The organism is Microbacterium mcarthurae (assembly GCF_046064585.1).
GTDB classification, from domain to species: domain Bacteria; phylum Actinomycetota; class Actinomycetes; order Actinomycetales; family Microbacteriaceae; genus Microbacterium; species Microbacterium mcarthurae.
Window position 1 is genome coordinate 617,025 of the sequence record NZ_JAROCE010000001.1, and the last position, 12,823, is coordinate 629,847.

16 protein-coding genes are annotated in these 12,823 nt (G+C 68.9%); 10 read left to right on the forward strand and 6 right to left on the reverse strand.

The window, feature by feature from the left end:
- Positions 1-35 precede the first annotated feature (35 nt).
- The 5 genes from P5G46_RS03040 to P5G46_RS03060 all read left to right on the forward strand — a co-directional run bounded on the left by P5G46_RS03040 (position 36) and on the right by P5G46_RS03060 (position 3,483).
- The gene (locus tag P5G46_RS03040; protein WP_239273728.1) at positions 36-398 is read left to right on the forward strand and encodes a DUF6507 family protein; all 363 of its coding nucleotides are present in this window, start codon (positions 36-38) and stop codon (positions 396-398) included.
- Positions 395-2,131, forward strand: a complete 1,737-nt coding sequence (locus P5G46_RS03045) for a hypothetical protein (protein WP_408904957.1) — start codon at positions 395-397, stop codon at positions 2,129-2,131. The genes P5G46_RS03040 and P5G46_RS03045 overlap by 4 nt, the downstream gene beginning before the upstream one ends.
- A complete protein-coding gene (locus tag P5G46_RS03050; protein WP_375095470.1) occupies positions 2,128-2,616 on the forward strand; it encodes a hypothetical protein in 489 nt (162 codons plus the stop codon). The genes P5G46_RS03045 and P5G46_RS03050 overlap by 4 nt, the downstream gene beginning before the upstream one ends.
- Before the next feature lie 166 nt (positions 2,617-2,782).
- The gene (locus P5G46_RS03055) at positions 2,783-2,989 is read left to right on the forward strand and encodes a hypothetical protein (protein WP_375095469.1); all 207 of its coding nucleotides are present in this window, start codon (positions 2,783-2,785) and stop codon (positions 2,987-2,989) included.
- A 110-nt stretch (positions 2,990-3,099) separates the two neighbouring features.
- Entirely contained in the window at positions 3,100-3,483 is a 384-nt protein-coding gene (locus tag P5G46_RS03060; RefSeq protein WP_375095468.1) for a hypothetical protein, read from the forward strand.
- A 16-nt stretch (positions 3,484-3,499) separates the two neighbouring features.
- Here the strand turns inward: P5G46_RS03060 and P5G46_RS03065 are convergent, their stop codons facing one another.
- Together P5G46_RS03065 and P5G46_RS03070 are read right to left on the reverse strand one after the other, a co-directional pair.
- A complete protein-coding gene (locus P5G46_RS03065) occupies positions 3,500-4,177 on the reverse strand; it encodes an alpha/beta hydrolase family protein (protein ID WP_375095467.1) in 678 nt (225 codons plus the stop codon).
- Positions 4,174-4,914 (reverse strand): YflT domain-containing protein, encoded by a 741-nt coding sequence (locus P5G46_RS03070; RefSeq protein ID WP_375095466.1) that lies wholly within the window; start codon positions 4,912-4,914, stop codon positions 4,174-4,176. Before P5G46_RS03070 ends, P5G46_RS03065 begins: the two co-directional genes overlap by 4 nt.
- Before the next feature lie 71 nt (positions 4,915-4,985).
- Between P5G46_RS03070 and P5G46_RS03075 the strand changes: the two genes are divergently transcribed.
- From P5G46_RS03075 to P5G46_RS03085, 3 genes are read left to right on the forward strand one after another with little or no spacing between them, the layout of a single operon-like run.
- Complete coding sequence (locus P5G46_RS03075) at positions 4,986-6,305, forward strand: magnesium transporter MgtE N-terminal domain-containing protein (protein WP_239273690.1); 1,320 nt, start codon at positions 4,986-4,988, stop codon at positions 6,303-6,305.
- Positions 6,305-6,838, forward strand: a complete 534-nt coding sequence (locus tag P5G46_RS03080) for a DUF1003 domain-containing protein (protein WP_239273680.1) — start codon at positions 6,305-6,307, stop codon at positions 6,836-6,838. The genes P5G46_RS03075 and P5G46_RS03080 overlap by 1 nt, the downstream gene beginning before the upstream one ends.
- Entirely contained in the window at positions 6,835-7,986 is a 1,152-nt protein-coding gene (locus P5G46_RS03085) for an Mrp/NBP35 family ATP-binding protein (protein ID WP_375095465.1), read from the forward strand. The genes P5G46_RS03080 and P5G46_RS03085 overlap by 4 nt, the downstream gene beginning before the upstream one ends.
- A gap of 3 nt (positions 7,987-7,989) precedes the next feature.
- Here the strand turns inward: P5G46_RS03085 and P5G46_RS03090 are convergent, their stop codons facing one another.
- Complete coding sequence (locus P5G46_RS03090) at positions 7,990-8,364, reverse strand: twin-arginine translocase TatA/TatE family subunit (protein ID WP_239273661.1); 375 nt, start codon at positions 8,362-8,364, stop codon at positions 7,990-7,992.
- 71 nt (positions 8,365-8,435) lie between these two features.
- Here P5G46_RS03090 and P5G46_RS03095 point away from each other — a divergent pair, with 71 nt between their 5' ends.
- Complete coding sequence (locus P5G46_RS03095) at positions 8,436-9,074, forward strand: O-methyltransferase (RefSeq protein WP_239273643.1); 639 nt, start codon at positions 8,436-8,438, stop codon at positions 9,072-9,074.
- A gap of 75 nt (positions 9,075-9,149) precedes the next feature.
- Here P5G46_RS03095 and P5G46_RS03100 read toward each other — a convergent pair whose 3' ends face one another.
- The 3 genes from P5G46_RS03100 to dapE all read right to left on the reverse strand — a co-directional run bounded on the left by P5G46_RS03100 (position 9,150) and on the right by dapE (position 11,714).
- A complete protein-coding gene (locus P5G46_RS03100) occupies positions 9,150-9,323 on the reverse strand; it encodes a DUF3117 domain-containing protein (protein WP_076490128.1) in 174 nt (57 codons plus the stop codon).
- A 94-nt stretch (positions 9,324-9,417) separates the two neighbouring features.
- Positions 9,418-10,641, reverse strand: coding sequence for a hypothetical protein (locus P5G46_RS03105; RefSeq protein WP_375095464.1), 1,224 nt, complete (start codon positions 10,639-10,641; stop codon positions 9,418-9,420).
- A complete protein-coding gene (gene dapE, locus P5G46_RS03110; RefSeq protein ID WP_375095463.1) occupies positions 10,638-11,714 on the reverse strand; it encodes a succinyl-diaminopimelate desuccinylase in 1,077 nt (358 codons plus the stop codon). The genes P5G46_RS03105 and dapE overlap by 4 nt, the downstream gene beginning before the upstream one ends.
- A gap of 40 nt (positions 11,715-11,754) precedes the next feature.
- Between dapE and dapD the strand changes: the two genes are divergently transcribed.
- On the forward strand, positions 11,755-12,666 hold the full coding sequence (dapD, locus tag P5G46_RS03115; RefSeq protein WP_375095462.1) for a 2,3,4,5-tetrahydropyridine-2,6-dicarboxylate N-succinyltransferase: 912 nt from the start codon (positions 11,755-11,757) through the stop codon (positions 12,664-12,666).
- Positions 12,667-12,823: the final 157 nt, after the last annotated feature.

Genomic DNA, 12,823 nt, shown 5'->3' on the forward strand with positions numbered 1-12,823 from the left:
AAAGCGGTCGCGACGGGATCCCTACGATCCCGCGCATGTCGTACTCCATCGACCCCCCGCAGGTCCTCCTGGTGGCCGAGCGCATGACCCGTTCCCTCGACGACCTCCACGAGGTCGCCACCGCGTTGCGCCGCGCCGCCGATTCGGTTGCACACGCCCTCGCCCGGGCGGTTCCCGCCCATCCCGCCTTCCTCGAGGTCGCTGAGACACGAATCGACCTCGCCCACCGCATCGTCGGGCGGGGGCGCGCCGCGGTCGCGGCGCTGCAGTCCGCGGTCCTCGCCTATCTCGACGCCGACGACGAGATGGCGGCGACGACCGATGCGCGCAGCTCCGCCACCGGAGCCCCCTCCGGGAACCCGTTCGACCCGATCGTCTTCGGGAAGAGGCGAGTGTGAGCGACGCGATGGATGTGCCGGCGCCGCCCGCCGTGCCGGCGCCGCCCGCTGCGCCCGGCCGTGTGCGCGAGGCGGCGGCGGCACTGCGACAGAAGGCCGACCGCTTCGAGGTGCTGCTCCAGGAAGCGCTGTTCGCCTGGAGTTTCGCGCCCGAGACCTATCGCGCTCCCGAGGCCGATCCATTGCACGAGTCCCTGCACGTCACAGGACCTGCTGCGCAAGAGATCGCCGGCGGCCTGGGCGCCGCGTGCACCGTTCTCGAGCGGTTCGCCGACGATCTCGACCAGCTGGCTCGCGCGCGCAACGCCCTTCTCGACGCTGCCGCCGCGCCCCCCGCCGTCTGGCAGGAAGGCGAGAGCGACCGGGGCGCAGCCATGAATGACATCGCCACCCACCGATGGGTGCGGCACGTCGACGACGAGACACGCTCTCTCGTCGCTTCCTACACGGATGCCACCGATCGGTGTGCGCACGAGCTCCGGGCAATCCCCGACGTGTCCTGGTCAGCGCTTGCGGGGTGGTCCGGTCCTCGAGCGTCGGCCGCCCTCACTGCCCCGACGGACACCGCGGGTGTGCTTCTGCTCGAGAAGATCGCCTCCACCCCCGACCCCCACTTGTTGCTCTCCACGCATCCGGACTGGGCCGTCATCGTCGGCCGAACATCGCCCGATGTCGTTGCCCGATGGTGGTCGAGCCTCGACCCGCGGGTCGCCACCCACCTCTGTGCGGCGATGCCAGCTCTCATCGGAAATCTCGACGGCGTTGCTTTCCACGCTCGCGTGGCGTGCAACCGCCTCCGGGCGCAGCAACATCTGGACGGGCTGCGGCGACAACGGGACGACCTCACGTCCGCTCCCGTTCCGCGTCGAAAGTTCACCGCGAGGGAGGGCGCCGAGCGACGTGCAGAACGCCGCAGACTGGATCGCGAGATCGCCTACTTCGAAAAGGTGGCGGACGGGTCGAAGTCGCTCTACGCCTGGGATCCGCAGCACGGTTCCTTGATCGAGGTGACCGGCGATCCTTCCTCGGCCCGGGCAGCGCTCTTCGTCGTCCCGGGAACGAACGCGGACGCCGAGGCCTTCATGAAGGACGAGCCCGTGACGGAGTTCGCTCGGTGGCAGGTCGGCGCGTCGGGCGGATCGGTCGTCGCGTTCACGGTTCTCACCGGTCCGATGCCGCAACTGGACGACGTCATCGACTCCGGCCCCCAGTGGAACCACTTCGCCGAGGAACGCGGCGCCGAGTACGCCCGCTTCCTCCGCGGCGTGAACGCCACCCAACCAGAGCTGTGGACCATGAGCTACGAGCATTCCTATGGCGGCGGTGTCGGCAGTGAAGCAGAAAAGCATGACGGCACCGTCGACGCGCGATTCCTCGCGGCCAGTGTCGGCGCGATCGGCCCCTACCAGCCGCACCCCGACACCCTCTATTTCGCGACGCAGGCGCCCGACGACATCAACCGCTACTACGCGGGAGTCGGTTTCGGCCCCGTGGGCTTCACCGTCAGACCGGAATCGATCCCCGGGGTGCAGATCGTCGATTCCGGGTTGCCGGGACCGGACGTCGCGGCCGTTGCCGGCTACGTCGTGACACAGAACCCGCTGTATCTCCCCGGCATCGTGGCAGACAGTGTCGCGCATCACACGGCGCTGATGAGCGGCGACGAGATGATCAATGGCCCCGTGCTACGTCACGTTCGTGACCTACTCGCCGCCGAGGGAGGATACAAGTGAGACATCGCTTTTCGATCTGCCTGATTGTGATTGCTGTGGCGCTCCTCCCGGGGTGCAGCGAAACGAAGCCGAGCTACGACGATGTCCGAGCAGAGGCGATCGCGGTGATGCAGCAGGTGAACGACCTGATCCCCGGCCCCACGACACCGCGACCAAGACCGGAGTTTGATCCCTTCGGCTGCGGGAGCCACCCGTTATCGGGGGAAGGCTCCGATAGCGCATTCTTCACGGGTTACTGGGAGATCGAGGTGAGTAACGAGGTCGACGTGCCATCCTTCATCGCTGATCTTCCGGCGACGCTGGGGGACGATTGGGTTGTCGAAGATGTTGGCGTCGATGTTCCTTTCGCCCAGGTCCACCTACTTCAAAAATCTTCTCGGATCAGCCTCACAGTGGAACACCGGGACAGGAATGACAAGAAGGGAATCGACGTTCTGGTCATGTCGCGTTGCGGACTACAGTCCAAGGCCACACCAGCGCTTTAGCGCGACACGCTGCTGGTAGGCAGAGATTAGCGTCGCCCTCATCAGCACCACGCTGAGAGTTGTAGCGGCGACTCACCCTCGAGCGCCTACATATTCGACCAGACGAACAGACGCAGTTGGAATCGTCGCCGCGCTCCCGGACATCAGACCGGAATCGATTCCCGGGGTGCAAATCGTCGATTCCGGGTTACCGGGCCCGGACGTCGCAGCCGTTGCCGGCGACGTCATGACGCAGAACCCGCTGTATCTCCCCGGCATCGTGGCAGACAGTGTCGCGCATCACACGGCACTGATGAGCGGCGACGAGAGAGTGAACGGGAAAGTTCTGAATCAGGTGGCGCAGCTGATTGAGCGCAACGGAGGCGAGAGATGAGTAGGCGAATCGCCGTCGTCGCTATTGTCGCTACGATTCTGAGTCTCGCCGGATGCGCGCTCTTCCGGCAGCCGACGTACGCTGAGGTGAGGCAGGAGACTCTGGATGCGATGGATCACGTCGCGAGTCTCATGACAGACCACGGACGAGTCGAACGCACGCCGGAGTTCGAGCCGTACGGTTGCGGTGATCCGCTCATTTTCGGCTCAGGACGAGGCGCGTTCTACACCGGGCAGTGGACCATCGCGGTCGCAGATGACTTCGACGTTGACCAATTCGTCGACAGCTTGCCCGCTCTGCTTGCCGACGAATGGACCGAAGAGAGTCTTGGCGTGCCGGTGAGAGAGCCCTACATCTACCTGGTTCGCAAGTCACCGCGGATGACTTTGTCCGTGCAAGAGTCGAGCTTGGACGGGGGCAAAGCGGTCGAACTTCTCGCCATCTCGCGCTGCGGCGCCGAAGAGCCGGAGACGGATGAGCCCGCGCGTCAGTGACCCAGCACCGCCCGCCTCAGTGACCCAGCACCGCCCGCGTGAACGCCCCCACCGGCTCCGCGAGACGCGCCCCGATCTCCTGTGCCGACTGTCGCTTGCCCTTGACCTCGAATGAATGATTCGCCGCGGCGATCCACTCCACTCGGGCGTCCCGGCAGGTCGCGACCACCTCGTCGAACTGCGCCCGTGGATCGATGAAGGGGTCGTTCTCCCCCTCGATGAACAACTGGGGTACGACGATCGAAGGGAGGTGCTCCGCGCGCGGTTTGTCAGATCGACCCGGCGGGTGCAGCGGGTAGCCGAGGTACACCAGGCCTGCGGGCGTGAGCGAGCCGGCGGCGGTGGCGAGCGACGCCATGCGTCCCCCGTAAGACTTCCCTGCCGCGACGAACGATTCGACACCCTCGGCAGCAAGCCACGCCTGCACGCCCGCCCAGGTGGCCACGGCATGTGCGGCGGGTCCTGGCATCCGTCGTCCGGACTCCACGTACGGGAAGACGAATCGCAACACCGAGAAGCCGTCGTCCACCAGCGCGGCTGCGAGCCCCTCGAGGAACGGGTGGGTCATGCCCGCGCCGGCTCCGTGGGCGAGCGCGACCGTCGCGTCCGCGGCATCTACGTCGGACCACAGCCCGGACACCTCGGCGTCACCCTTCGGCAGCGCCACGGGGATGCGGACGCCCCGCACGGTCACCGGTCGTCGCGCGACGTGCCGGACTCGGGGTCGGAATCAGAGGACGGCGGCGAATCGGTGGTCGGCGCGGGGGCCTCCTCCGGTGCGGCGGGAGGCGCGATGCGCTCACCATAACGCGGCGGCTCGTCGTCTGCAGGGCGCGCTGGCACGGGCGGGCGCGGAGGGACCGCCGGCGATGCACCTCCAGGATTCTGGATCCGCTCGCCATACTGCGGTGGCGCGTCGTTCCCCGAAGCCGTCGGACGCGCGACGACCGTCCGGACCGCCGCAGCGGGACCGAGGATGCCGCGCGCCTTCGCCAGGCTCGGTGCGGCAACGCACACGTCGTAGTGGTCGGCGGTCACCTGCATGACCGATGCGAAGTCGCGGCGACGACGGACGATCGAGTACGTTCCGAGGCTCAGCAGCATGCCGAGAGCCATGCCCACCAGAAGGACACCGATGAATGCGGAGATCTGCACCGTCGGAGTGCCGAGGACGAAGATGAACGCGAACAGCAGTCCCAGCATGAGGCCGTTCAAGGCACCGGAACGCGCCGCCGTGGCGTAGCCCAGTCGTCCGGTGATCCGCTCGATGGAACGCAGGCCGCTTCCCACGATGGCGATGTCGCGGGCGGGCACTTCGCCCGCGATGAGCGACGACACGGCCTTCTGCGCCTTCTCGTACGTCGGGAACGAAGCGACCTTCTCGCCGACCTCGTCCCGACCCGCACCGCCGGGCCCCGCGAACATGCTCATTTCACCATCTTGTCACGCGGCCCCGGCGGCACGGTCGGCTCGCGTGAGGGTTCGCGGACTACGCTGGGACGGTGAGCACGCAAAGGGTTTTCGTCGCCCGCTTGGCGGGCTGCACGGTGTTCGATCCCGCGGGCGACCGCCTGGGGAAGGTGCGCGACGTCGTGGTGATCTACCGCGCGTCCGCCGCGCCGCGCGTCGTGGGCCTGGTCGTCGAGATCCCCGGCAGACGACATGTGTTCGTCTCGATCGGACGCGTCACCTCCATTCAGCCCGGCCAGGTCATCACCACGGGCCTCATCAACGTGCGGCGCTTCCAGCAGCGCGGAGGCGAAGTGCGCGTGATGGCTGAGATGCTCGGACGCCGCGTCCACCTCGTCGACGGCTCGGGCGAGGCTGTCATCGAAGACGTCGCCATCGAACGCAACCGCCTCGGCGAGTGGGATGTCGGGCAGCTGTTCCTCCGCCGTCCCCGCACCAGCGCCTCCCCCTTCGCCAAGGGCGCGACCACGTTCGCGACCTGGCGGGAGGTCCGCGAGCAGCAGACCCCCGGTCAGGCGCAGTCCGCCGAACAGCTCGTCGCGACCTACTCCGACCTGAAGCCCGCCGACCTGGCCAACACCCTCCTCGATCTGCCCGAAGAGCGCCTCATCGAAGTCGCCGAAGAGCTCAGCGACGACCGTCTCGCCGATGCCCTCGAAGAGATGCCCGAAGACGAGCAGGTGCACATCCTCGAACAGCTCGGCGACGAGCGGGCCGCCGACATCCTGGATGCCATGGAGCCGGACGACGCCGCCGACCTCCTCGGCCAGCTCCCCGAGACGCGCCTGGAACAGCTGCTCGAACTGATGGAGCCGGAGGAGGCGGACGACGTCCGCGCCCTCCTGCAGTACGGTCCCGACACCGCCGGTGGTCTCATGACCCCGGAGCCGATCGTGCTGTCGGCGGATGCCACGGTGGCGGAGGCTCTCGCGCTGATCCGCCGTCATGAGCTGCACCCCGCGCTGGCGGCATCCGTGTTCATCACACTTCCGCCGTACGAGACGCCGACCGGGCGCCTCCTGGGGACCGTGCACTTCCAGCGCATGCTGCGCTACCCGCCGCACGAGCGGCTGGGAGCGATCATCGACGACACCCTGGAGCCGGTGCCCGCGGACGCCACCGCCGCCGAGGTCGCGCGTCTGCTCGCAAGCTACAACCTCGTGTCGCTGCCGGTCGTCGATCAGGCTCACCGTCTCGTCGGCTGCGTCAGCGTCGACGACGTCCTCGACTATCTGCTGCCCGATGACTGGCGCACGCACGACAGCGATGATCCGAAACCCAAGACGACGATCAGACCGCTCGCCACCGCGAGCATTCCCCAGATCCCGACCCAGACCCCGAGGAGGCGCTGATGGCACGTGCACAACGACAGACCGGCCTCGACGCTCCCCGCGGCCGCTCGGGGATGCTGGCGCCCCGCACCCCGCAGCCATCGCGCGATCGCTTCGGCAGGTTCACGGAGTGGGTCGCCCGCGCCATGGGCACGCCCATCTTCCTGCTCTCGCTGACGCTGTTCTGCGTGCTCTGGATGGGGTGGAACTCCCTCATGCCCGAGGAGTTGCGGTTCGACTCCGCGGCCATCGGGTTCACCGCCCTCACCCTCGTCCTCTCCCTACAGGCTTCGTACGCGGCGCCCCTCATCCTGCTCGCCCAGAACCGGCAGGACGACCGGGACCGCGTGCAGATCGAACAGGACCGCCAGCGCGCGGAGCGCAATCTTGCCGACACCGAGTACCTGGCGCGTGAGATCGTCGCGCTGCGGATGGCGGTGCGCGACCTGACCGACGACGTGATCACCAAAGAGAGCCTGCGCGCCGAGCTGAAGGCGGCTCTCGAGCGCCTCGACGAGCACGACGCGTCCGAGCCGAGAACGGCCACCCCGTGACGGATGCGGTCGTCGACCGCGTGCGCTCCGCCGTCGCCGCCGTCACCGACCCGGAGCTGCGCCGCCCCCTCGGCGAACTCGACATGGTGCGCGAGATCGCCGTGCGTGAGGGAGTCGCCGAAGTGGGCATCGCCTTGACGATCGTCGGCTGCCCCGCCGCGGACCGGATCGAACGCGATGTGCGCGCCGCCGCGGCATCGGTCGACGGCGTCTCCCGGGTGGAGGTCGCCGTGGGGGTCATGTCCCCCGACGAACGCCGCGCCCTGACAGAGCGGCTCCGCGGTGGTCGGGCGGCCCGCGAAATGCCGTTCGGTCCCGATTCGCTCACGCGCGTCATCGCCGTGACCAGCGGCAAGGGCGGCGTCGGCAAGTCCACGATCACCGCCAACCTGGCCGTCGCGCTGGCCGCTCGCGGTCTGCGCGTCGGACTCGTGGATGCCGACGTGCACGGTTTCTCGATTCCGGGCCTGTTGGGGCTGGTCGACGACGACGGTCTTCCCCCGGCCCCGACGCGGCTCGACGATCTGATCCTGCCGCCCGTCGCCTACGGCGTGAAGGTCATCTCGATCGGCATGTTCCTGCGACGCCCGGGAGAGGATGCCGCGGGCGCGGTCGCGTGGCGCGGCCCGATGCTCCATCGCACCGTTCAGCAGTTCCTCACGGACGTCTACTTCGGCGATCTCGATGTGCTGCTGTTGGACATGCCGCCGGGTACGGGCGATGTCGCGATCTCGGTGGGTCAGTTGCTCCCCCACGCCGACGTGCTCGTCGTCACAACGCCTCAGGCTGCCGCCGCCGACGTCGCGGTTCGCTCCGGTCTGGTCGCACGGCAGACGGGTCAGAACCCGGTCGGGGTCATCGAGAACATGGCGGCCATGGTGCTCCCCGACGGCACGACGCTCGACCTGTTCGGTTCCGGCGGGGGCGAGGCCGTCGCCCGCGCGCTGTCGACCGATGGCACCGACGTGCCGCTCTTGGCATCCGTCCCTTTGAGCACGGCGCTGCGGACAGGCGGGGACGACGGGCGCCCCGTCGTGCTGGCCAACCCCGACGACGCGGCCTCCGTGGCGATCAACGCCGCAGCGAGAGCTCTCGCGACTCGCCCTCGCGGCTTGTCCGGGCGGGCGCTGCCGATCCGGCTGCGCTGAGCGTCAGGTGGCTTCGTCGTCGAACGGCGGGGCCTCGCCGGCGACGAAGACCGGCTTGTCGGATGACGGGGTCTTGGTTGCGAGAGCGGCCGCCCCTGCCGCCCGCATCGTAGCCGTCGGAGTGTCGTCGAGGAGAGCCTCGCGGATGATGCGCCGAGGGTCGTACTGACGAGGATCGAGCTTGCGCCAATCGACCTCGTCGAACTCGGGGCCCATCTCGTCGCGCATGCGGGTCTTCGCCCCCTGCATGGTCTCTTTGGCCCGCTTCGTCAGGCGGGCGAGGCTCTCGGCGTACCGGGGCAGACGCTCGGGGCCGATGATGAGCGCAGCGATCACACCGATCAGCAAGAGCTTCTCGATGGTGAGGCCGAAGAACATGACTTCAGATTACCCGCCGCGCCTCGGCCGTCCGGCCGACCCACACGTCTAGCCTGAGCGGGGAGGTCCTGGTGAGCGGTTACGAAGCGAACGAGCGATTCGTTCAAGAGTCGACGGTCGAACCGGAGCACATCGCGCGCGCACGCGCGCATGCGCTCGAACTCGGCGCGGCTCCCATCAGCCCTGCGGTGGGCGCCCAGATCGCGGTTCTGGCCGCAGCCTCTCGAGCGCTGAACGTGGTCGAGGTGGGAACGGGCGGCGGCGTCTCCGGCTTGTGGCTGCTGCACGGCTCACCCCGGGCCACGCTGACCACCATCGATAGCGAGCCCGAGCACCTCGGAGCGGCCCGCGCCGCGTTCGCCGAGGCGCGTATTCCCGCGGCTCGAGCGCGATTCATCACCGGGCGGGCGGCCGACGTGCTGCCCCGGATGAACGAGGCCTCCTACGACATCGTCCTGATCGACGCCGACGCCGAAGGCGTCATCGAGTACGTCGAGCACGGGCTGCGCCTCGTGCGCGCGGGCGGCACGGTCCTGGTCCCCCGCGTACTCGCGGGCGGCGCCGTGGCGGATCCGGTCCGCCGTGACACCGTCACGACCGCCTACCGCTCGCTGATCCAGGAGGTCCAGACCTCCCCCGCCGTGTTCGGCGCGCTCTCCACCACGGGCGAGGGCCTCCTGCAGTTGACGACGGTCACTCCGATCACCTGAGCCTGCCGCAGTCTTCACCCCTCGATGGAACGACGAAGGCCGGCCCACCAGGGACCGGCCTTCGTGCAGGATGCGTCAGGCTGCGCCGACGACACCGCCGAGAACGTCGTAGAGTTCCTTCGCCTCAGCGTCGTTCACCGACACCACCAGGCGCCCGCCGCCCTCGAGCGGAACACGCACGATGATCAGCCGGCCCTCCTTCACGGCCTCCATCGGTCCGTCACCGGTACGCGGCTTCATGGCTGCCATCGCGGCCCCCTTTTCGTCGTTGGTCTAGCGCTAGTTTAGTCGGTCTGCGCGGAGGCCCGAGATGACGCGCGCCGGGAGCCCTGTCCTCCGCGCTTCAGGGGATCTGCCAGTAGGTGTTCGCGAGACCGTACATGTTGTAGATCCACCACCACTGCCCCAGCAACGCCACCCCGAGGACCGTCAGCCGCCATGCGCGGGAGCGGGGAACGGCGAGCGCCCCCCACAGCGGCGAAACGGGAACGAGCAACCGGAAAATGCTCGACTGGGGGAAGAAGACAAGCAGCAGATAGATGAGGTAGCTCGCCGACCACAGGCGCACTTCGACGCCGAGGCGCTTCACCTGGGGGGCGAACAGGAGGATGGCGGCAACACCGAGGACGAGGAGAACGAGGGCGACGTATCCGACGCCGGCACCCAGCCCCCACTGCGTGAACCAGAACCCGGCGGCCTGCACCCACCCCTCAACCGGGACGAAGTGCCCGCCCGCGTCGCCGAGCCAGTTCCGTCGCCATGCCAACTCGGTCGCGAGGTAGGCACCGGGGTCGCCCGTGACGACGGCAGCGAGGACCTGCCACGAGAAGCCCACCGCGACCGCGACGATCCCGAGCGCCACGACGTGCACGACGTCGCGACGCGGAAGGGGATCGGTCCGGCGCCGGAAGAACCGATGCACGCCGTACAGCGCGAGGAAGAGCGCGAACGCGAGGATGCCGGGACGCGTGAACCCCATGGTGGGGACGAGCACGTACAGCCAGCCCCACTGGCGCCGTTGAACGCACCGCAAGGCGAGGAAGAGGAAGAGAAGGAACAACGACTCCGCGTATCCGACCTGGAAGAGAGCGGCGAGCGGGCCGCACGCGAAGAACGCGACCGCCCACAGCGCGGCGCCGTCCCCGATCCGATCCCGCAGCAGACGGTGAAGCGCCAGGCTGGCTCCGAATCCCGCGAGCAGCGAGATGACGACCGCACCGGCGCCCCACGATCCCAGGAGCGTTCCCAGGCCCGCGGCGAGGTACGCGTACACGGGCATGAACGCCCACGCATTCTCGGCGACGCCGCCCTGGGGCGTGAGCGGCAGATCGGTCGGATAGCCCGAAACCGCGGCCAGCCAGTACCACTGCGCGTCCCAGCCCAGGGCCAGTTCCCCGAGCGACGGCGCGACCCCGTACCGCGAGGTCGGACCCGAGAGAGCGGCGGCGAGAAGGAAGAACAGCGTCGTCACGATGCGAGCGCCGACGTAGATGACCGCGATACGGCCGACGACGGGCCAGTCCCGCCAGGACCGTGCCCGTGTCAGGGTCGCGGCCTGAGCGCTCACGATCGGGTCAGCCAGGACCGAAGACCCCGCTCCACCGCGTCGATCTGCGCGACGGGGACGCGTTCCTCGTCGTGGTGCGCGAGGTGAGGATCCCCCGGACCGTAGTTGACGGCCGGGATGCCGAGGGCCGAGAAGCGGGCGACGTCGGTCCAGCCGTACTTCGGCTTGGGGGTCGCGCCGACGGCCGCGACGAACTCCTGTGCGAGCGCGGCATCCAGTCCCGGGCGCGCCCCGACGGCCACGTCGACGATATCGATGTCAAAGCCCGTGAACACGTCGCGCACGACTCTCTCGGCCGCAGCCGCGTCGCGGCTCGGAGCGAACCGGTAGTTGACCTCGATCTCGCATTCGTCGGGAATCACGTTGCCGGCCACCCCGCCGGTGATCCGGACCGCGTTCATCCCCTCGCGGTACACCAGGCCCTCGACCTCGATCTCGCGCGCGCGGTACTCCGCGAGGCGAGCGAGCACCGGAGCAGCCTTGTGGATCGCGTTCTCGCCGATCCAGGACCGGGCGCTGTGGGCGCGCACGCCGGCGGTGCGGATGAGGGCACGCAGCGTTCCGTTGCATCCGCCCTCGACCTCACCGTTGCTCGGCTCGCCCAGGATGGCGAAGTCGCCGGCGAACAGGTCCGGCCGGTGGCGTGCGAGCCGACCGAGCCCGTTGAGATCGGAGTCGACCTCCTCGTGGTCGTACCACATCCACGTGATGTCCACCGAGGGCTCGGACAGCTCGACGGCGAGCTTGAGCTGCACCGCCACACCGGCCTTCATGTCGACCGTGCCGCGACCCCAGAGAAAGTCCTCCCCGTCGATCACGATGTCGCGTGTCGGCAGGTTGTCGTTGATCGGCACCGTATCGATGTGACCAGCGATGACGACGCGCCGCGCACGGCCGAGATTCGTGCGGGCCACGATCGTGTCTCCGTCGCGAATGACCTCGAGGTGGGCGTGTCCCGAGACGGCCGCCTCGATGGCATCCGCCAACGGGGTCTCGTCGTCGGAAACGCTCGGGATGTCACAGATCGCGCGGGTGATCTCGACGGACGAGGCGGACAGGTCGAGCGGGGGCATGCGTCCGATCCTACCCAGGGTGCTTCGCTAGCCTGTGGGAGTGACGAATGAACGACTGATCACCGGTACCGGACTCTCGACCATCGCCTCCGACGGCACGGTCTTGGACGCATGGTTCCCCGCGCCCTCTCTCGGCGAAACCGCGTCCGGCACCGAGGACCTGGCGGCGCTCACGGGCACGGACGATCGGCGAGCGGTTCGGATCGAGGTCGTGACGCTCACCATCGACGCGGATGCCGCCCCGACCTCGACCGTCGACGCCTACCTGCGCCTACAGGCGCTGTCGCACCGGCTCGTTCGTCCGAACGAGATCTCGCTCGAGGGCATTTTCGGACACCTGCCGAATGTCGCCTGGACCACGGCCGGTCCGATGCACCCCGACGACGCCACACGTCTGCGGCCCGTGCTGCTTCGCCACGGCATCCAGATCCAGGGACTCGACAAGTTTCCCCGCCTGCTCGACTACGTCACACCCGCCGGTGTGCGCATCGCCGACGCCTCACGTGTGCGGCTGGGTGCCTACCTCTCCCCCGGAACGACGGTCATGCACGAGGGATTCGTGAACTTCAACGCCGGCACGCTGGGCGCCTCCATGATCGAGGGTCGCGTGTCGCAGGGCGTCGTGATCGGCGACGGCACCGACATCGGCGGTGGTGCGTCCATCATGGGCACCCTGTCCGGCGGCGGCACCCACCGGGTCTCCATCGGAGCCCGCACCCTGCTCGGCGCCAACGCCGGTATCGGCATCTCGCTGGGCGACGACTGCGTGGTCGAGGCGGGCCTGTACGTCACAGCGGGCACGAAGGTGCGGGTCGGCGACGAAACGATGAAGGCGGGCGAACTGTCCGGGCGCGACGGCATCCTGTTCCGCCGCAACTCGCTCACCGGCGCGGTCGAGGCGTCGGCGCGCGGCGGCGTGGGCGTAACGCTGAACGCGGCGCTGCACGCCTGACGCGGCCCGCGCCCCCGACGCGGCCCGGCCCCCGGCGCGGCCCGCACCGGCGCGGCGCGCACGGCGCGGCCCGCACACCCGGCGCGGCCCCGCGGCCGGTGCCCACGCATAAACGCTTCTCGCGCGCCGAAACGCGTGGTGCTCGCGTTTCTGCACG